This is a genomic window from Pseudomonas sp. RIT357 (assembly GCF_000632245.1).
In the GTDB taxonomy this organism is placed as follows: Bacteria; Pseudomonadota; Gammaproteobacteria; order Pseudomonadales; family Pseudomonadaceae; genus Aquipseudomonas; species Aquipseudomonas sivasensis.
On sequence record NZ_JFYX01000048.1, the window covers coordinates 61453 to 77345 of the forward strand.

Annotated in this window: 24 protein-coding genes and 1 pseudogene; 4 read left to right on the forward strand and 21 right to left on the reverse strand. The window is 55.3% G+C overall.

The window, feature by feature from the left end; all coding sequences use genetic code 11:
• Positions 1 to 27: 27 nt before the first annotated feature.
• The 4 genes and pseudogenes from BW43_RS02450 to BW43_RS02435 form a co-directional block, all read right to left on the reverse strand.
• Positions 28 to 690, reverse strand: a pseudogene (locus tag BW43_RS02450) (site-specific DNA-methyltransferase); the annotation flags it as partial.
• A 49-nt stretch (positions 691 to 739) separates the two neighbouring features.
• Positions 740 to 1324 carry a hypothetical protein gene (locus BW43_RS02445; protein ID WP_032891148.1) on the reverse strand — a complete coding sequence of 195 codons (585 nt, stop codon included), beginning with the start codon at positions 1322 to 1324 and terminating at the stop codon, positions 740 to 742.
• Between the two features lie 294 nt (positions 1325 to 1618).
• Positions 1619 to 1933 carry a hypothetical protein gene (locus BW43_RS02440; RefSeq protein ID WP_032891149.1) on the reverse strand — a complete coding sequence of 105 codons (315 nt, stop codon included), beginning with the start codon at positions 1931 to 1933 and terminating at the stop codon, positions 1619 to 1621.
• Positions 1934 to 2258: 325 nt separating this feature from the next.
• Positions 2259 to 3389, reverse strand: a complete 1131-nt coding sequence (locus BW43_RS02435) for an HNH endonuclease signature motif containing protein (protein ID WP_256227010.1) — start codon at positions 3387 to 3389, stop codon at positions 2259 to 2261.
• A gap of 235 nt (positions 3390 to 3624) precedes the next feature.
• Between BW43_RS02435 and BW43_RS02430 the strand changes: the two genes are divergently transcribed.
• From BW43_RS02430 to BW43_RS02420, 3 genes are all read left to right on the forward strand, one after another.
• Positions 3625 to 3810: a hypothetical protein gene (locus BW43_RS02430; protein ID WP_032891152.1), complete on the forward strand. Its 186-nt coding sequence runs from the start codon at positions 3625 to 3627 to the stop codon at positions 3808 to 3810.
• Positions 3811 to 3879: 69 nt separating this feature from the next.
• Entirely contained in the window at positions 3880 to 4830 is a 951-nt protein-coding gene (locus tag BW43_RS02425) for a hypothetical protein (RefSeq protein WP_032891153.1), read from the forward strand.
• Between the two features lie 147 nt (positions 4831 to 4977).
• Positions 4978 to 5559, forward strand: a complete 582-nt coding sequence (locus BW43_RS02420) for a hypothetical protein (protein WP_155989988.1) — start codon at positions 4978 to 4980, stop codon at positions 5557 to 5559.
• 6 nt (positions 5560 to 5565) lie between these two features.
• Here the strand turns inward: BW43_RS02420 and BW43_RS02415 are convergent, their stop codons facing one another.
• The 7 genes from BW43_RS02415 to BW43_RS02385 form a co-directional block, all read right to left on the reverse strand.
• Entirely contained in the window at positions 5566 to 5874 is a 309-nt protein-coding gene (locus BW43_RS02415; RefSeq protein WP_032891156.1) for a hypothetical protein, read from the reverse strand.
• Between the two features lie 69 nt (positions 5875 to 5943).
• Positions 5944 to 6534 (reverse strand): hypothetical protein, encoded by a 591-nt coding sequence (locus BW43_RS02410; RefSeq protein ID WP_032891157.1) that lies wholly within the window; start codon positions 6532 to 6534, stop codon positions 5944 to 5946.
• Entirely contained in the window at positions 6531 to 8159 is a 1629-nt protein-coding gene (locus BW43_RS02405) for a YqaJ viral recombinase family protein (RefSeq protein ID WP_032891158.1), read from the reverse strand. Before BW43_RS02405 ends, BW43_RS02410 begins: the two co-directional genes overlap by 4 nt.
• Positions 8156 to 8962: a phage recombination protein Bet gene (bet, locus tag BW43_RS02400; protein ID WP_032891499.1), complete on the reverse strand. Its 807-nt coding sequence runs from the start codon at positions 8960 to 8962 to the stop codon at positions 8156 to 8158. Before bet ends, BW43_RS02405 begins: the two co-directional genes overlap by 4 nt.
• Before the next feature lie 94 nt (positions 8963 to 9056).
• A complete protein-coding gene (locus BW43_RS02395; RefSeq protein ID WP_032891160.1) occupies positions 9057 to 9506 on the reverse strand; it encodes a hypothetical protein in 450 nt (149 codons plus the stop codon).
• Positions 9503 to 9799: a hypothetical protein gene (locus tag BW43_RS02390; protein WP_155989989.1), complete on the reverse strand. Its 297-nt coding sequence runs from the start codon at positions 9797 to 9799 to the stop codon at positions 9503 to 9505. The genes BW43_RS02395 and BW43_RS02390 overlap by 4 nt, the downstream gene beginning before the upstream one ends.
• A gap of 102 nt (positions 9800 to 9901) precedes the next feature.
• Positions 9902 to 10426 (reverse strand): hypothetical protein, encoded by a 525-nt coding sequence (locus BW43_RS02385; RefSeq protein WP_032891162.1) that lies wholly within the window; start codon positions 10424 to 10426, stop codon positions 9902 to 9904.
• A gap of 484 nt (positions 10427 to 10910) precedes the next feature.
• Between BW43_RS02385 and BW43_RS02380 the strand changes: the two genes are divergently transcribed.
• Positions 10911 to 11222 (forward strand): DUF1654 domain-containing protein, encoded by a 312-nt coding sequence (locus BW43_RS02380; RefSeq protein ID WP_032891164.1) that lies wholly within the window; start codon positions 10911 to 10913, stop codon positions 11220 to 11222.
• 54 nt (positions 11223 to 11276) lie between these two features.
• On the opposite strand, the gene BW43_RS28595 is transcribed toward BW43_RS02380, so the two are convergent.
• The 10 genes from BW43_RS28595 to BW43_RS02350 form a co-directional block, all read right to left on the reverse strand.
• Positions 11277 to 11687 carry a VOC family protein gene (locus BW43_RS28595; RefSeq protein WP_081797890.1) on the reverse strand — a complete coding sequence of 137 codons (411 nt, stop codon included), beginning with the start codon at positions 11685 to 11687 and terminating at the stop codon, positions 11277 to 11279.
• A 215-nt stretch (positions 11688 to 11902) separates the two neighbouring features.
• The gene (locus BW43_RS0127825) at positions 11903 to 12241 is read right to left on the reverse strand and encodes a DUF2388 domain-containing protein (protein ID WP_371260760.1); all 339 of its coding nucleotides are present in this window, start codon (positions 12239 to 12241) and stop codon (positions 11903 to 11905) included.
• A gap of 87 nt (positions 12242 to 12328) precedes the next feature.
• Positions 12329 to 12655 (reverse strand): DUF2388 domain-containing protein, encoded by a 327-nt coding sequence (locus BW43_RS02375; RefSeq protein ID WP_032891168.1) that lies wholly within the window; start codon positions 12653 to 12655, stop codon positions 12329 to 12331.
• Positions 12656 to 12763: 108 nt separating this feature from the next.
• Positions 12764 to 13195 (reverse strand): hypothetical protein, encoded by a 432-nt coding sequence (locus tag BW43_RS28600; protein WP_081797892.1) that lies wholly within the window; start codon positions 13193 to 13195, stop codon positions 12764 to 12766.
• 262 nt (positions 13196 to 13457) lie between these two features.
• Positions 13458 to 13808 carry a hypothetical protein gene (locus BW43_RS29380; RefSeq protein WP_256227014.1) on the reverse strand — a complete coding sequence of 117 codons (351 nt, stop codon included), beginning with the start codon at positions 13806 to 13808 and terminating at the stop codon, positions 13458 to 13460.
• Positions 13801 to 14124, reverse strand: coding sequence for a hypothetical protein (locus BW43_RS02370; RefSeq protein WP_032891170.1), 324 nt, complete (start codon positions 14122 to 14124; stop codon positions 13801 to 13803). The genes BW43_RS29380 and BW43_RS02370 overlap by 8 nt, the downstream gene beginning before the upstream one ends.
• Before the next feature lie 113 nt (positions 14125 to 14237).
• Positions 14238 to 14513, reverse strand: coding sequence for a hypothetical protein (locus tag BW43_RS02365; RefSeq protein ID WP_032891172.1), 276 nt, complete (start codon positions 14511 to 14513; stop codon positions 14238 to 14240).
• Positions 14514 to 14732 (reverse strand): hypothetical protein, encoded by a 219-nt coding sequence (locus BW43_RS29385; RefSeq protein WP_032891174.1) that lies wholly within the window; start codon positions 14730 to 14732, stop codon positions 14514 to 14516.
• Entirely contained in the window at positions 14729 to 14962 is a 234-nt protein-coding gene (locus BW43_RS02355) for a hypothetical protein (protein ID WP_032891176.1), read from the reverse strand. Before BW43_RS02355 ends, BW43_RS29385 begins: the two co-directional genes overlap by 4 nt.
• Before the next feature lie 4 nt (positions 14963 to 14966).
• Complete coding sequence (locus BW43_RS02350; RefSeq protein WP_032891177.1) at positions 14967 to 15800, reverse strand: XRE family transcriptional regulator; 834 nt, start codon at positions 15798 to 15800, stop codon at positions 14967 to 14969.
• Positions 15801 to 15893 lie beyond the last annotated feature (93 nt).

Below are 15893 nucleotides of genomic sequence, written 5' to 3' on the forward strand. Positions count from 1 at the left end.
GCCGTCTTCGTCGAGATCACGCTCGATGCCGATGAACTGCCGGCCCGTCTGCATGCAAGCGACACCGGTGGTGCCGCTGCCCATGCTGTTGTCTAGGACCACCTGGCCGGGCTTGGTATAGGTGCTGATCAGGAACGACATCCAAGCCACGGGCTTTTGCGTCGGATGAAAGCTGCCGGTCTGCTTGTCGCTGGAGAAGAACTGCACCGAACGCGGGAACCGCTCCGTCGAGTCGTATTCAGTGAGGGCCAAGGCCTTGCCGTAGCACTCAGAGTTCACCGTCTTGCGCTTCGCTGTCTTGCGTTCGTGTCCGGTGGACATCTGCGGGTTGTACACCGGCTGTTTACGGTAGAAGACTTGGGCGCTTTCATGTGCCCGCAGCGGTTGCTTCTTGGAGTTAAGGAAGCCCGTGGCGTTGCCTTTCTCCCAGATCCACTCGTACCGGTACAGCTTCGGGTTGCTCGCCACCAGCATCGAAGCAAACGGCTGGGCCGCGCATAACACAATTGCGGCTTCCGGCCTGGCAACCCGCAAGTACTCCCGCCAGAGCGGCTCGAGCGGGATGATGGTGTCCCAGGCGCACTGCGTTGAACCGTAGGGCAGATCGGCCAGCACCATGTCGACGCTGGCGTCTGGCAGTTGCTTCATGACCTCCAGGCAGTCGCCGAGATAGAGTTGGTATTCACTCATGGCCTCGGCCCCTTGTAGATGAAGACGTAGGCGAACCAGAGGGTGGCGATCATGGCGTCACCCGTGCAGTCGCGACTTCATCAAGGAGCGATTGCGGCAGAGATGCGGCGAACTTGCCCCCAGTCCACGAAAGTGGCTCCGACTGGCGGATCATCTCGTTCAGCAACTCGAATGCAGCGAACAACTGTTCGTCGCGGATCTCGCCGTCCTCCGGTAGGTCGTCGCTAAATACGTCCGAAGGATCTATCTCTCGTGGCATGTTCGGTTCGCAGATGCAGAGCTGCAGGTCAGCCAGGTCGATGTCGCTTTCGATCAGGTAGTCGCGCAGACTGTCTTCATCGAAGAAGTACTGGTCGCCATCGAAGATAACCAGCGGCTCGCCTGCCCATTCCTTCAACGGCATTGCCGCGAACTTCGCTTGGCGGCTTTCTTGGTGGCATTGCTCGCACCAACTGCGCACTGCGTAAATAGGGTGATCTGGGTTCTTCTCACAGCGGCGATGAGTGGAGCCGCACCAACGAGCCATATGCTCGTCGTTTCCCCAGAAGCGACCGTCGGCGCCTACCCATCCGGTCACTGTTTGAATGCTGGCGGCTTCCGGCGATTCGTACATCACAACTTTTTCTTCAGGCATGACTTCATCCTTGCCGCTATAGCGGCTGACTTTGAAGGGGAAGGGGTTTATTTGAAATCGATCCTGGACGAGATCGAGAGTTGTGCTAGAAATAACCTGTCGCGCACGCATTTCAGATATTTGTTGTTGAGGTGCATTGCCGGCTGGCGCTCTATCAAGTCATTGGAGCGCGCCCTTCAAGCTGTGGGCAGTGATTCAGTGGGCCGAAGTAGTTAGCTGCGAGTTAAACAACTCCCTTCCTCTGGGCTAGTAACTCAACGCCTTGGTTCACTGATCACATCCTCGCCCAGTCGCTCATACAACCTTCCTCGTTACCTGATCATGGGCATTCATAACCTGCGGCGGGTTGTCGTGTCCGGGACAGCCCTTGCCAGCGAAGTCAAAGCCTTCACACGGCGGCCCGAACGGCAGTACTTCCTTGCCGAGGGCTAGCGCTTCGAGGAAATGATCCTTCGCCTCGTCGGCGGTGCAATCACGACCATCCACACGGAACATACCTTTGAGCTGGCGCTTGCTGAAGTCGCGAATTGCCCCGCGCACGCTCAGGTGAATGTGAAAGGTACGGCCGTGCGGTCCGAAAGGATCAGCTAGTTTGTTTTCTGTAGGCATGGGGAGTCCTTGCCGGGCCATGCCCAAACGGTGGAGTTGATTGATTTGAACTGCTGATTCCTCCAGATGCCGAAACAGCTACCACCCAGAGGACATGGCAATGACTGAAGAAAAAAAGAAAGAACCCGAGCAAGAAACCCCGGCGCACTCTACCGAGGAAGAGCGCGAACGCTTGAAGGACTTCAACAAGGACGGCATTCCGCCTGGTTCAAGCTGATCATCAAGCCGCGCGCGCTTGGAGTTGTTCCGTCCGCCATGGATCGTTTGCCCTGGCCAGCGAGGCCATCGGCGGCAGGCTGTTGCAGTCCTGCTGATTTTGAATCCCTTAAGACTTCGGCTCGATACTCGCGACGTACGCTTTTAACTCTTCGTTTTTTACCCTGCCGTGCAATCCATGGTGTATTTCGCGGTGACAGGTCGGACAGATAGCGCCTATGTAACGAGGATGATCTAGACCGCCATCTGATAATCGATTGACGTGATGCGGCTCTAGATATGGCGACCCGTTTGTCTTCATGAAGGGGGCCGGCCTCTCACAGCTCTCGCAAATACCGGCTGCCCTTCTCAAAACGTATTCGGAGATAGTTCTGCTGCGGCGATACACTGTTCTGCGTGCTGATCCGTTCTCTCCAGCGGATCCGACTTCGGCCGCGGCTAACGCACGCCTTCTCGCTTCGACAAGTGAAAGAGTTGGATCGAGGGTTTCGTTTTCTTCTGAGTCATTGTGGGAGGCTAATTCGAGCCCTTCTGGAACGAGGTTGAATACAACTATTGCCCTGTCGTTGCCGCGCTTGTCAGGCCCGCGGCGCCATTCATGGCTCGCACACGTGTATTCGCCGAGGTACTTCTGGCCTAAACTTTTGCCGAGTATCTCGAAAACATGCAGCGCTTTTCCCTGCTTCGAATGCTCGAGAATTGCCAGGTTACCTTTAGTCAGGGTCATATCACCGAGCTGGCCTTCACCTGTGTAGCTGAAAACCTGCTCCTCGCTATGAGAATCGGTGTATCCGTACTGACCACCTGAGTCGCCGGTGAAAATGAATACCGCTGCGGCCTGCGCTGAGGGGGCAATTCCACTCTGGCGACTGCCCCCGAACAAATCGTGAATCTCAGTTTGCCGGTCATAAACCTGACCCACCACAAAGCTTATTTCTGGATCAGTTGACCGTTGCAGCTCAACGATTGTGAACCCGTGCCGTTTCAAATATCCGTTTGTAGGCTGACCACCTGAGAAAAGTCCTACCGGGGTTTCAGTGGCCAAAGAAACTATTTTTTTTGCAGGGTATAAAGTGCTGTTCGCGCTGATTGCGTAGCGATGCGCTTGGTTTTCAGTCCAGCCTTTCCACTCGGGGGCGTGGCGAAATTTTTCATCAAATTGTTTTAGAGCTTGGTCCAGCTTTTCTTTCTTGACCGCGGGGATTTTCAAAGAAACTTCCTTGTGGGCAGCAGCATTCATCAGATGGTGAATGCTCGCCTGCCCTGGGGTATGAAGCAATAGCGAGATGATGGCTCAATCTCGGCGAACCAGGTCAAGCGCGTTTCCAGAGGGTACTAGGCCGCGCGTCGCGGCTTCAATGCGGCTCCACGCAGAGCCATAGGTGATATCGGGCATATGGGATCCTCGCCGGCTGGCGTGATGTTGACTTTAGGAGTATTGGTATTTGAGTAACTCATCCAGGCAGGAGGCCTATATGAGACTGCAAAGCGATATCGATGCACTCGCAGCAATCGAGGAAGACGCTCTAATGATGCTCAAGTGGATTGGTCTTCCAGACGATAGGCAGAAACTGGAGATCGTCATTTGCTTGCGGCAGTTAATTGATCTGGCGACTTATCGAAAGGAGATCCGCGAGTATTCGGAGCCACTGGCGCTATAGAGGCTGGCTGGCGTGACTCGTTGATATGGGGTATTTGTTTTTCAAACGGGCGGCGAAAAAAGGTGATGCATGAAAGGCGCGGAAAGAATAAAAGCAAAAAAAGCGGTCGATCGAATTCAAAGTGGGGCTTTTGACGAGCTTGAAGTTGAGTCACTCTTTATGCGAATGCGGGCTTATTCAAGAGGCAATGAGGTGTTCCGGGAGGCTGCAGATTTTGTAGCGCACAATAATGCAAGGGATAAAGGAATTATCAATGATTCAATTGATGCAATTTACCTGGCAATTAAGTTTTTAAACGAATTTACCGCAGAAAAACAATTATATTTCGATAGGCCGTTTCCATGCTATGTGCTGAAGTTATTGAAGTATAAGTTGGCGTCGTTTAGTGAAGCAGAATTGAAGCGAGGGGTGGGGGTTTCAAGGAGCTCAATTCAAAAAATATTAAATGATGGCTTTGTTGATGTGGTGCCTAAGGTTTACAGTGTTGCAAAAGATCGGGCTATAAATGAACGTGAGATTGAGATTTTATCTTTTTTGTTGAGCCGCCTTGTGATTGGTGAGGCGTTCTCCCCAGCGGAGCTTATAAATCAGCTCGTGCGCGTTTTGTCATCAAACGCAATTCCCTTCTCTGAACCGCTGTTACGAGCGAATGAAAATGCAGTTGTTCTATGTTTTGCCCTGCTCACGCATCTTGCTGAATTCCAACTAAGTGCGGGCGGGAGAGGATCCTCCGAAATAACTGTCGCTGATAACAGCCTAATGACAGTTGTAGACGGAGTTTTTGCTCCAGCAAACTGTGTCGGTGAAGTGGTAGTAAGTGCTAAATGCCTTTTTAATTTTGGTCGCGGTGACATTTTTATAAGTTTTATTGTGTTCTCAACTGGGCTCTTGGCGAGAGACGTTTGTGATTTTGAGTCTTTAATGGCAGGGCATCACGCTGCTGACGGTGTAGAAGTATTTGCGCGAGATATTTTTTCAAAACCTTTGCACTTGGTATTGGGAAAAATCTCCGCTGCCTAAAGTTTTGGCTGATTTTAAGATATATGGGTAGCCCAAAGAAATCACATCCTTTCGATGCGATTGATGCCCTCGTTGACCGGTGGTGGCAATTTGGTTTGGGTTGGGGTATTACGGGTGACCGGCATGGAGCCGTAATCGGAGATGGAAATGTTTGATCTAAAAATAGCGCTAGCCCAACTATCGCGTTACAACTCATACATCTCTGACATCAGGAGGGAGGTTCAGCTATACGAGCAGCTTTACTGCTTGTCGGCTTCGACGGAGATTTTGAATAGAAATATTACTCCGGTATTTAACATTATCCAGAAATCCATGTTCATTAGTATATTGACGCGAGTTTCTGCGGTTTTCGATTCGAAATCTCTTGGATCTAATGAGAACTTGTCTCTCGATTTTTTAGAACACAAGTACCGCACATATGCCAACGAGGCTTTGCTTTCTGAATTCGATGAGCTCAAGGGTCGTTATCAGGCCCTAAATATAAAGGCATATAGAAACAAGTTAATCGCGCACAATGATTTAGCTACTGTGTTTGGGGCGTCTTCCGTATCACACACAATCAAAGACGGCGATATTATGAGCCTGCTCAAAGCTACTCATAAGTTCTGCATTAATCTTTGCAAATGCCTTCCTGGTGGCATCGAAACTGTCTTGATCGTGGAGCCTTGGCAATTGAAAACGGGCGATGACGGGCTCGAGTTGCTTCGCCGCTTGCAAGCGGGGAAGTGAAATCGGTCATGCTTCGTTCCCGGTCTTTGCAAACTGCACTAGCTGTCGCGACTGCTTTTCGGTTACTTCAAAAACAGGTCGCGACATGGAGGCGAAGCGCGAAGATTCTGCGGCAGGCGCTGCCGCCAGGTTGATCAGGAACGTCGATAGCGTTTCCTGCCACTCTTCAAATTCGTGTCGCTCGCCCAGCACCTGAAGTGCATCATCGAGCGCTTTCGAGACTATCAGCGTTCTCTTCTCGGCACCGATCCTGTCGAGCAGCGCTTTCTCTTTCGCGCGCTTTTCCCGCTGGATCTGCGCGTTGTCCTTGGCCATGGCCTACCTCTTCTATTCCGCTGGCCGGCAGTGCGGGCCAGGTTTGACGTTTGCGTTGCTGGATGCGGGCTATGCGGCGCATGAAGTTCCGCCCTGGCGCGCTTTGGGGTAGTCGATACCGTGGGTGGCGATGATGCGTTCGAAGGCCTTACTGCCGATTGCCAGCCTCCCGCAGCACTGGCGCCGGCTGATGCCCAGCTCCATGAATGCCCTTATCCGCTCGGCGAACTTCGCATCCCGCTCCTTATCAACCGCGTTGTGCACCAGGTTTCGAGCACCGCCGCGGGTTGGTGCCTTGAACGTGATGTCGTACCGCGCGGCGTGGTTGTAGATCAGCCGCCGACTAACGCCCAAGGCTGCGGCGACTTCGGTCTGGGTCTGCGTGATACCTAGCTGGCGTATCTGCTCTACCAGCTTCAGGCGGGCCTTGGTACGGATGTCGTCCTTGTCGAGGGGTAAGGCATCTGCTCCAGCCTTCCGCCGAACAAACGGCTTTGTCGCGGGCGGCTCCGCGGGTACATATACGACGGGCGTCGGTGGCGGGGGAGGCTCGGCCACTTCGATTTCGCCGCCCGCGGCTACAAACTTGGCGACCTGGGCCGCCAGTTCATCCGAGGCAGGGCGCAGTTCCTCGATCATGCTGAGGTGGTTGCTAATCATGCTGCCGCCTTGCCGAGTGTCACCCCGGCCATGCTGAAGGTTGAACCCTGCGCCGCCACCATTGCGTCGAGAGCCTCCCAGTTGACCAAAAGTAGCGTGATCGGCGCCTGACCATTTGCTACGGCCTTCACCAGTGCCTCGAAGTCCGTCACGTTGGCCTGAAGCGCTACCTGCTCGACCGCTTGAGTAGTTACTGGCTTTGCGGCCTGGGTCACGGGTGCTGAAGTCTGGACCGGTGTGGCGCGGACAGGCTCCGGTGTTGCCACCTTATCCACGACTGGCTCTGGCTTGATAGCTGCCAGGCGCTGGGCTTCTTGCTCTTCGGCGATACGCTTCGCGTCGGCCTTTTGTTGCTCCGCCTTCTGGTGTTCGGAGATTCGGAATTTGATCAGCGTCACCAGGTCATCGTTGGCTTTGGTTACCAACTGCTGCACATCGCTAAACAGGAAGGAGTGATCAACAGCGAGCTCCGCCAGACTGGTCAGGTTCAAGCGAATGCTATCCGCCGCCTGACTTGCGTCGATCTTCGCCCGGGCCAGCTCGGTATCAACAGCGTCCTGAAGGCTGGCGATGGTGCGCTTGTTCTTCATGGCGCCGGCGAAGTCGACCTGCACATTAGGCAGCGCCACCTGGCCCAAGGCCCTGTTGATCCCGGCGATGTGTTCTATAAGTGCCAGCTCGGCCTTTTGCTTAATAGTGGTCTTCACCAGCAACTCTTGAGCCTTCACCAGCTTGTCGACTTTCAGGCGGGTCTCGCGAGCATGCGCACCGATACGATCCAGCGACGAAAACAGCTCGTCGATGCTCTGAGTCTGCGACAGGGCCTGCTTCTTAGCGACAGCGACAGCCTCCTCGACATCACTACACCACTTGACCGCCTTCTTGGCGTCGGCGAAGTCCTGGTCCGTAGAGAGTGTGGTTTTCACCGAGTCGATGACAGCCAGCGCCGAGTCTTCGAACACCTTCAGGTTGCTGGCGGTGACCATGCCGGTCAGCTCGATGCGCAGGGCTGGCAGCTCATCAGGCGCCTTGCCGACTACGATTGAAGGCGCGTCGGCCATCTCGAAGTTGGCCAGGTCAGCTTCGAACTGTTTCCAACCCTCGATCAACTGGGCGGCGCGACCGGCGACCGGCCGGTATTCCATGTGTACGAAGTTCTCCGGCGTGCCGTCCGAGCAAACAAAGATGACCCGCTCAGCGCCGCTCACCAGCAGTTGCTGCTCAAGCTGCCAGTAGTAGTGTGGTGCCAGGTCGCCGGCCTTTACCTGAGCCACGACCGACTCATTCCACAGCTTGTGCTCAAACAGGGTCTCACCGAGCATCGTGGCGCCGTCCATGGACGCTAGCAGGTTGCCCTTGGTGCCAACGATCGGATACAGCTCTTCGCCGATCAGTGCTTCGGCCAGCGGGCGAGCGCTGGCTTCGGTTGCGTGGCCTTTATCGAAGATGAATTGCTGAGAGGGTGTGACGTCCGGTGTGATGCCGGTCTTTTTGGCAGCAAGCAGGTCGGTGCGGGTTTGGTACTTCGAGGCGCCCATCATCGCTGGGGCTTCGGAGGCGGTGCGGTACTGGGCGCGGAGGGCAAGCCACTCGGCGGAGCCTTGAGCTACGTTGTGAATTTTCATGCTGCGTCTCCATCGAGGGCTTTGAGGTTGGTGATTTTTTCAATCTGCGCCGGGCTCAGCGTGTACTTGCTGCTGATGGTCGCGATGAGGTGTTCGGGGCTGGTGCGGTTTGAGTCGATCAGCGGTTGCCACTTCTCGATGTTCTCTGTCAGCAGGTCGTCGGAGTAGGCGGGTAGCGCTTCTGGCTCAGGATGGGCGTGCTGCCGAGGGCTGACATCGCGCGCCGGCTCTTCGAATGCCTTGCCTTCCATCTCGTCGGCCGTTGGCGCCGACCCGACTTCGGGGAAGGCTTTGCGTAGGGCCTGTGCTTCGGCGCACTTTGCGAGCTGGGCAAATGCTCGACGCTTCCACATGGCATTGGGCGCCGCAGTATCCTTGCTGGCTGTTGCGTAGTTTTCGATCCAGCGCTCGTTGGCTGTGTATTCGGCCACCAGGCCGTTGCTCATCTGCCGCTTGACCGTCACGCGGCACCATTCGGGATACGTGACTTCTACACCGCTCAACTTCGCAGTCACTGGGGGGCCATATTCTGGTTCGCTGATTCCGGCGTACTGGCCGGTGCGCGCCGCCTGGATGCGGTACAGGCCGATGCCAGGCATCACTGTGTCCTGCATCTTTTTCATCTTCGAGTTCCAGATAGGAACGATGTGTACCGGCTTCAACATTGGGTCCAAGTGCGCGGCCTGGCAGTAAGCCAACACCATCACGACTGAGTTCTTTTCGGCGCCGGGGTAGAGGCTGCTGCTCAGCACTTCAACGAGCGCGGCCTCCGACATCGCAGGCGTGTTGTCGTCCTGCTTCATTACTGCGGACATGGGGAATCCTTGCCGCGATGTTCGCAGCGATTGAAGGTGTTGGTTATTGAGTTATTCGATCAGCGAGTGCGCTGACCTGGTGTCACGCTGCGTCAGCCTTGCGCTGCTCAGCTAGGTCGGCGGCGCGATCCGCCGCCATCTCTTCTGCGCGGGCCCGGCCGTATTCGTTGGCGTGCGGCCTGATCAGCGCTTCGGCAACATCGTGGAGGGCGGTAGGGCTGTACTTGCCTTTTGGCAGGCCCAGCGCCTCGCAGGCGAGATCATGGGCCGCCCCGTGTACTCGGCGGCCGTCGGCGATGATCGTGCAGATCATTCGCTCGATAGGGTATTCACGATTGTCGGTGAGCAGAGGCGCAATATGTTCTTGCGCGCCGAGGTGTTCGGCTAGCGCCTCCCACAACGACTGCGGAGTGACCAGAGCGACTAACTTGCCATGCGCCCGAGGCGCCGTGACGTTGTCGCCGCAGATTAGCGAGTTGATCGCATCGTGGAGCCAGTCAGGCCCCTCTGGTGTGTCGAGAAAGTCGATCATGATTCACTCCCTTCAAGGCGGCGGGCCAGGGCGCAGGCATCGTTGTGATCGCGACGGAACCCCATGACTTTGTCGGTCCGGGTATCAACCACATGGAAGAAGTCACGTCCCGCCGGCTTCACCGTCATCCTGAAGTGGACCACGGGCTCCGGCCGCCCAATCAGCCGGTAGAAGTTGGCAGTGGCGGTACGGGAGCGTTTGCGCAAGCCATCGACAATGTCGCGGCGTGATTGGATGCTTTGGTGCATGGTCACCTCCAAGGTGGCGGGTTGTTCACCTGTATTCGTCAACACTCATGCCTCCCGCTGGTTGCCGATGGGCGCGGGGGAGGAGTGCTGACGTAATAGAGGTGGGGAAGGGGGCCGGTCTTTCCCGGCTGTCATGGCGCTGGTTGTTCAGTTATTCGCGGCTTCAGCGGCTTCGAACTCGCTGCCGAGGATTTCGGTCATCACACCATTCGGCTTGGCTGACGTGCTGACGTAGATGCAGTCAGGTGTGACAACGTGCTTGTAGCTGGAGAAGAACAGTGCGCCGCCGCCAAGCCCCATAGCATCCAGAAACGGCTGCAGGTCAGCTTTATCCTTTGGCTTGTGCGCCTTGAATTCCTCTTGAAGCTTTTCCAGTTCAAGCTTCAACGCTTTGCGCTCTTCACCCTTGGTGCCCGGCGGCAGACTTGACCGAGGGAACTGCGAGCTATCAGCCTTTGGGTCTGGCTTTGTCCAAAGCGGCTGCGGCATTGCTGGGCTGAACTTCAGGCCGTAGAAGTTACGACCGCTGTGCATGCTGGTCTGGAACAGCGCAGTGGCGCCTACAAAGCGCTTGGCAAACTCTTCGCCCAGCACCTGCAAGCGATCCGCGCTTTCTCTGTACGCCTTCCAAGCCGCCAGAACACCGGCATCGCTCGTCTTGTAGTAGGCCATCTCACTTCCTCCGGTTGTTTTCCCAATGCACCCGACCGAACTGCAGCTGGGTGCATCAGTGAAAAATCCCGTTCTCCACCACGCACGGCGCCTGAGTCCTCTCTTTGCCAGGTCACACATTTCGTGTCCGGTGTTCTTCCTGGCTGGCTTGCGTGGTTTCGCGTAATCACATCTGGTGAGTACGGCCAGTTCCAGAGCTGGCGTGGCATCGACTATTTGTTGCTCGCACTTACCAGGGCATTCCTGGGGTAGTCGATGGCGAGGAGCCTGAGTTGTTAAAGAGCGGCGGGTCTGTTGAGTGCCTCGCAGTGGCTGTGTGTCACTGCGATGGGTGAACTGTCACGCATCGTGTTTATCCAGTCAACACGAAATGTGATTTGTTTTGCGAATTAACACGGCAGTTCTCGGTTACGTTTTCGGGAAGCGTGGGATATGATTCTGTCTGTACTGTACGTACATACAGTAATTACCGGGAGGGAATTTCATGGCAAAGAAGCAGGCGGTACCGGCAGCACGGCAAGAAATAAGCGGCATGGAGCGGCTGGCGCTACGCGTCTCATCGATGATTAACCACCCCGTGGCGCAGGCGCAGCGCTGGGTGACGATTCATCGCCTGGACACGGATGGAGATCGGGAGTGGGAAGAGGTGCTGGGTGTGATCGCCGAAACCGACGAGCTTGAGTTGACGCTCAATGACGACGGCAGCGTGACGGTGAGGTGGGAGCCGCAGGAGGATGAGAAGGCGGGAAGGGGGGAGGTCGAGTTTGAGCCAGAAGAAGAGGCGGCGCCTTTCTGACTGACAAGAAAAGCCCGCGGTGGGCGGGCTTTAAGCGAATACGGTGAGCGGCGGCTACCCCGCCAAGTCCAAATCACCACGATGAGCGATATGTACCTTGTTGCCATCTGGATCACGTAGGTACGCACCGTAGTAACCGTCACCATAGTGGGGACGTTGGCCAGGTTCACCTTCATCAGATCCGCACGCAAGAAGCCCAGCTGCATAGGCGCTGTCCACCGCATTTGGAGATGGTGCGGTGAAAGCCACCATGCTGCCATTCCCTGTTCCGGCTTCATTGCGGTCATAAGGGCTGTACACATAAAAGCGAGGGAGGACGCTATTTGGCTTAATCCAGCATGCCGAAGGTGGCCCGCCATCAGGTGTTACAGGCCTACGACAGAGCCCCAGGGGGATCAGCACCGCGTCATAGAAGGTAGAGGCCTTATCAAGATCGTTTGTCCCAACCGTTACGTGACTGAACATCCTATATTCCTACTTACGAAGGCGAGGCGTTATCGTGTCATTTTGACGGTGGGCGTGTATAGCCGTCGTTGGGTAAGTTGGGGAGGGCGAGTTTCGGCCCTCCAAATCGCAGGCAAAGAAAAGCCCGCGATGGGGGGTAGCGGGCTTAAAGGGTTTCACTAGGAGCTGGGATAACCATAGGCGCCCTAGTGTGAAAAGTTCGTGAATGCTCGTGCTCAGTACGAAGTGGCGATTGCCTGTGCCAACTGCCGATCGGTCATTAGAGGCGGCAGGTATGTCGTGCGATAAAAGCGAACTGCCTGTTCAAATTGGGCTCCGCGAATCTGACCTTCCGACCCAATGAATGCGAGCGCGTCAGCTTTAGCAGGCTTGAAGTTATTCGATGCAAGCATAGTAAGCCCGGTGGTTCCCGCAACGGTGTAGGTTGGAGCCATTAGCACTGATAGCATCGAGTTGTTATAGGAGTCATCGGACCCCTCAGAGGCATGAGCGCTGATCGATACGACGAGGGCTGCAGCTACAAGCTTCCATGAGTACATTTTTGGTGCTTCCATTGCATTCAGAGTAGGGCGCCACACCACCAGATCGGGTTGCTGCGCGGAGACTAGGGGGCCGGCACTGCGGGTAGCTCTAGGTCGACATCAGAACGAGGTCGCTATAGCCTGCGCCAGTTGCATGTCAGGCATATGAGGTGATTTGTAGGCCGAACGATAGTACCTGGACGCCTGCTCAAACTCAGCACTGCGAATCTCTCCGTCCGAACCGATGAATACCAAAGCGTCGGTCTTGGCTGACTTGAAGATTTTTGGCGGATCGGTCGTGAGAGATGTGGTTAATCCAATTAAAATGGTTGGCGAGGAGATTGTGATAAATATCGCGGCAGCGATAGGGTTGACGTCGTCACCTGATACGGCCTGAGTGCTGACCGATGCCAATACGGCGATCGCCAGCGTCTTCCATGAGTCCATTCTTCGAAGCTTCCGTTGCGATCAGAGGGCGCCACCATAGCAGAGTAGGGGTCACCAGATACAAGAAGCCCGGCGCTTGGCCGGGCTTCGATGTAGGAGCGTCAGGGACTAACGATGCTTGTTCTTGTGTTTATGTTTGTTGTTGCCTCTGTGCTTCTTACCATCCGATCGATGACCGCTCTCATCATCCGCCAGGTTGTTTCCTAGCGCGCCACCCGCCGCGCCGCCGAGACCTGCACCGATAGTCGAACCAGTTGTGCCGCCGAGGCGGTTACCGATGAGTGAGCCGCCAGCTGAGCCGATACCGCCGCCTAATGCAGCTTCCGCTCTGTTGCCTCTCTGAGCACCGACAGCACTGCCTGCAGCACCACCTACGCCTGCACCTACCGCCGCACCCGTTGAGCCGCCTAGTTGCTGACCTACGATATTGCCAAGTGCACCACCAACGCCGCCTCCAAGAGCGGCTGTTCCATCTCCTGCAGCTAGTGCTCCTTGCGAAATGAGGGCACCCAAAAATAGCGCGGGTAGTGTGATTTTCATTTTGTGAACCTCTATGGGTTGTCAGCAGGCGCTCACGGTTTAAAGCACGCCTAGAATTAAGACTGGAGTAACGGTTTGTAGTTCTCTACGAGCGGTGCCTGCGGGCGAATGCTTGTAACAAGATATGCCGTGATGGATTCGACTGCGGAGGGCGGGCTTAAACGGGTTCTTGAAATCGGGACGAACAGAGGAGCTCGAGTGTGGACTGGCAGAAACAAGAAGCCCGGCGCTGGGCCGGGCTTTGTATGTGTTCGTGCACTTTTTACGTTGCGCCGAATAGTTTGGTTAGGCCGAATGTGATGGCGCAAGCCAAACCGGTAATAGCTATTGCCGTTGCAACACACCACTTGAGAATACTCAGCTCTGTATTCGCAAGATCCGCCTTGGTTGCCACGTGCTTATCAATTGACTCGACCTTGACCAAAATCAGATTTAATTTCTCTTTGATTTCGGGAAGAGATTTTTCAATTTCTGCTATGCGAGCTTCCATTTTACTCCCTTCGGGTGGCTCCGACCCTCCGCCACCACCTTTTTTGGGTGAGTCTTCAGCGATGTGGAGCTCGGCTGCCTGTTGCTTATACTCATCCTTAAGGTAGCTTACTTTGTCACTCATTGACAGTATCCCCGTTTTCATGAGGCCAGTTAGGGTCTCCCTTCAGCAGCTTCCCAAGGCGATTATCAAATGTGTCGATTTCCTCGAATACATCATCCAGTTCCTTAAAGGTTTTTTTCGCTTTTTCTTTTATTTCTTCGTCAGTGGCGTGCAGCGCGATTAAACCTAATGCTGTCATCGAGCCGTGAAATGTCGATAAAAGAGCGGATCTCAGTGGTTGTAGCAGGCTGATCACTTCAAACCGGGTCATTGGCTCGCTCAGGAACTCAGTTAGCTCAGGAGAAATCTCCTCTATTTTTCTTTCGTCATCGTCCATAAGAACTCCTAACCAATCTAGACCCCTCGTTAAAAAGGGTTGATAAAAAATGGTACTGGGTATTTGACTTGCGCATACACAGTAAAAACAGCTGCTAGCTCGCGATAAAACTCCTAGACGTAAAACGACGAGCCTACTAAGCCTTCCCCCCGTACAATCTCCCCCGCCTTCACTTCATGCGCATACCCGCTGAGCTTTTCCTGCTGGGCGGCGAGCAGCGCGCCCATCTTCATCAAGGCGATGGCTTCATCTGACGATTTGGCGAGTCCCGCGATATTGGTTAGCTCTGCCACCGACCAGGCGATAACCGCCGTCGCATCTTCAAGGTCGTAGAACAGTTCCTGCTGGGCTGTCCTGGGGCCGTCGAGCTTTTCCATCAGATCTGCCATTTACCCGTGCTTCCCATAGAAGTGGTTCAGCGCTAACAGCTCAAACACAGCCACAAAGGCGCAGAGCAAAATGAAGCCGGGGCTGAAGACTCGCTTGCGACCTGATGAGCCCCAACAACTAGGACCCGCGTCGGAAATGAAAGGAAGCACCATGATGAACGCCAACCAAGCCCATACCCAATACTTGCTCCAGAAGCTTTGCTTTCGCCATGCAGTCATTTGGTCTGGCTCGAAGCCCGGCTTATCAGGCCGGCCTTCACCTCATCCGCATAGCCCACCAGCCTGTCCGCTTCCTCATATAGCGTGCCCACCAACCCCATTAGGGCTATGGCGTCGGCATCGCTGAGCTTTTCCGCAAGCTTTCCCATGTCGACACAGGACTGCTCGAGGTTTGAGGCTATCGCCTTGAGGTCGCGGCGCAATTGTTGATTAGGTTTAGTGAGGGCCATGGCGTCACACCGGTTGTCCGTTCCATACATAAAGCACCCGGGCCAGGATGTGGGTGTCGTCCACGCGGATGTCTTCTGGATCGTGGTGCTTGTTGTCCGAGATCATCTTGAAGCGGTCCTTGCCTTTCTTCTGCAGGCGCTTCACGTAAAGCATGTCGTCGTGCGAGAAGAGGTAGATGCCGTCGCCGGTGAACTCCCGGATTGTGATGTCCACTAGGAGGGGGTCGCGGTCTTTGATCGTCGGCGCCATCGATTGACCCCAACCGGTGATCATCTTGAGGTGGAAGTGCTCTTTGAACGTAACGCCCAGGTCGCGCAGATGCTTGGGGCTGACTCTGATGTCCTGGAGCATTTCCGGGTATTCATGCGGGATCTGCCCGCCACCCATCGCCGCCCGCACGTCGTAGTGCGCAATCCACACCTCATCGCCGACCTGGCCGGGACGAGAGAAGTCGACTGTGATTACGTTGCTCGACCCCAGCTCCCGCGCGGTCTCGTTGACGGCGTCCGCGATCATTCTGCGCGCGTCATCAGTAAGATTCTTGCCGTGCTTTGCCAGCATCAGATTAACGATTTCAGCAGTGGACGGACGAGCAGCCTGATCGGCTACCTGGTCAGGTGCGCCTGGCGACTCAGTCCGCGTGTCTAGCAGAAGTTCGGACTTATCGACGCGTAGCGCCTTGGCCATCAGTTCTATATCTGCAAAAGACGGCTCTCGCGTCCCAGCCTCGTAGTTACCCACTCGGGATTGCGACCAGCCGCAAGCCTCGGCCAGTTGAGCCTGTGATTTTCCAGCATTTTTACGTGCGCGCTTGATGCGTTCAGCTAATTCGGTCATGCGCGGGATTCAATCACGTATTGAAATACCCGGCTTTCACTTATTGTGTTTGCCATTAACACGATGCGTGTTTATCCTTGGTCCAAGAGCTAT

What these genes read in the sequence shown, in the direction of transcription:
- BW43_RS02445 (WP_032891148.1), bottom strand. Translation starts at nt 1,324, where the DNA reads ATGCCTGAAGAAAAAGTTGTGATGTACGAATCGCCGGAAGCCGCCAGC.
- BW43_RS02440 (WP_032891149.1), bottom strand. Translation starts at nt 1,933, where the DNA reads ATGCCTACAGAAAACAAACTAGCTGATCCTTTCGGACCGCACGGCCGT.
- BW43_RS02435 (WP_256227010.1), bottom strand. Translation starts at nt 3,389, where the DNA reads ATGAATGCTGCTGCCCACAAGGAAGTTTCTTTGAAAATCCCCGCGGTC.
- BW43_RS02430 (WP_032891152.1), top strand. Translation starts at nt 3,625, where the DNA reads ATGAGACTGCAAAGCGATATCGATGCACTCGCAGCAATCGAGGAAGAC.
- BW43_RS02425 (WP_032891153.1), top strand. Translation starts at nt 3,880, where the DNA reads ATGAAAGGCGCGGAAAGAATAAAAGCAAAAAAAGCGGTCGATCGAATT.
- BW43_RS02420 (WP_155989988.1), top strand. Translation starts at nt 4,978, where the DNA reads ATGTTTGATCTAAAAATAGCGCTAGCCCAACTATCGCGTTACAACTCA.
- BW43_RS02415 (WP_032891156.1), bottom strand. Translation starts at nt 5,874, where the DNA reads ATGGCCAAGGACAACGCGCAGATCCAGCGGGAAAAGCGCGCGAAAGAG.
- BW43_RS02410 (WP_032891157.1), bottom strand. Translation starts at nt 6,534, where the DNA reads ATGATTAGCAACCACCTCAGCATGATCGAGGAACTGCGCCCTGCCTCG.
- BW43_RS02405 (WP_032891158.1), bottom strand. Translation starts at nt 8,159, where the DNA reads ATGAAAATTCACAACGTAGCTCAAGGCTCCGCCGAGTGGCTTGCCCTC.
- bet (WP_032891499.1), bottom strand. Translation starts at nt 8,962, where the DNA reads ATGAAGCAGGACGACAACACGCCTGCGATGTCGGAGGCCGCGCTCGTT.
- BW43_RS02395 (WP_032891160.1), bottom strand. Translation starts at nt 9,506, where the DNA reads ATGATCGACTTTCTCGACACACCAGAGGGGCCTGACTGGCTCCACGAT.
- BW43_RS02385 (WP_032891162.1), bottom strand. Translation starts at nt 10,426, where the DNA reads ATGGCCTACTACAAGACGAGCGATGCCGGTGTTCTGGCGGCTTGGAAG.
- BW43_RS02380 (WP_032891164.1), top strand. Translation starts at nt 10,911, where the DNA reads ATGGCAAAGAAGCAGGCGGTACCGGCAGCACGGCAAGAAATAAGCGGC.
- BW43_RS28595 (WP_081797890.1), bottom strand. Translation starts at nt 11,687, where the DNA reads ATGTTCAGTCACGTAACGGTTGGGACAAACGATCTTGATAAGGCCTCT.
- BW43_RS0127825 (WP_371260760.1), bottom strand. Translation starts at nt 12,241, where the DNA reads ATGGAAGCACCAAAAATGTACTCATGGAAGCTTGTAGCTGCAGCCCTC.
- BW43_RS02375 (WP_032891168.1), bottom strand. Translation starts at nt 12,655, where the DNA reads ATGGACTCATGGAAGACGCTGGCGATCGCCGTATTGGCATCGGTCAGC.
- BW43_RS28600 (WP_081797892.1), bottom strand. Translation starts at nt 13,195, where the DNA reads ATGAAAATCACACTACCCGCGCTATTTTTGGGTGCCCTCATTTCGCAA.
- BW43_RS29380 (WP_256227014.1), bottom strand. Translation starts at nt 13,808, where the DNA reads ATGAGTGACAAAGTAAGCTACCTTAAGGATGAGTATAAGCAACAGGCA.
- BW43_RS02370 (WP_032891170.1), bottom strand. Translation starts at nt 14,124, where the DNA reads ATGGACGATGACGAAAGAAAAATAGAGGAGATTTCTCCTGAGCTAACT.
- BW43_RS02365 (WP_032891172.1), bottom strand. Translation starts at nt 14,513, where the DNA reads ATGGCAGATCTGATGGAAAAGCTCGACGGCCCCAGGACAGCCCAGCAG.
- BW43_RS29385 (WP_032891174.1), bottom strand. Translation starts at nt 14,732, where the DNA reads ATGACTGCATGGCGAAAGCAAAGCTTCTGGAGCAAGTATTGGGTATGG.
- BW43_RS02355 (WP_032891176.1), bottom strand. Translation starts at nt 14,962, where the DNA reads ATGGCCCTCACTAAACCTAATCAACAATTGCGCCGCGACCTCAAGGCG.
- BW43_RS02350 (WP_032891177.1), bottom strand. Translation starts at nt 15,800, where the DNA reads ATGACCGAATTAGCTGAACGCATCAAGCGCGCACGTAAAAATGCTGGA.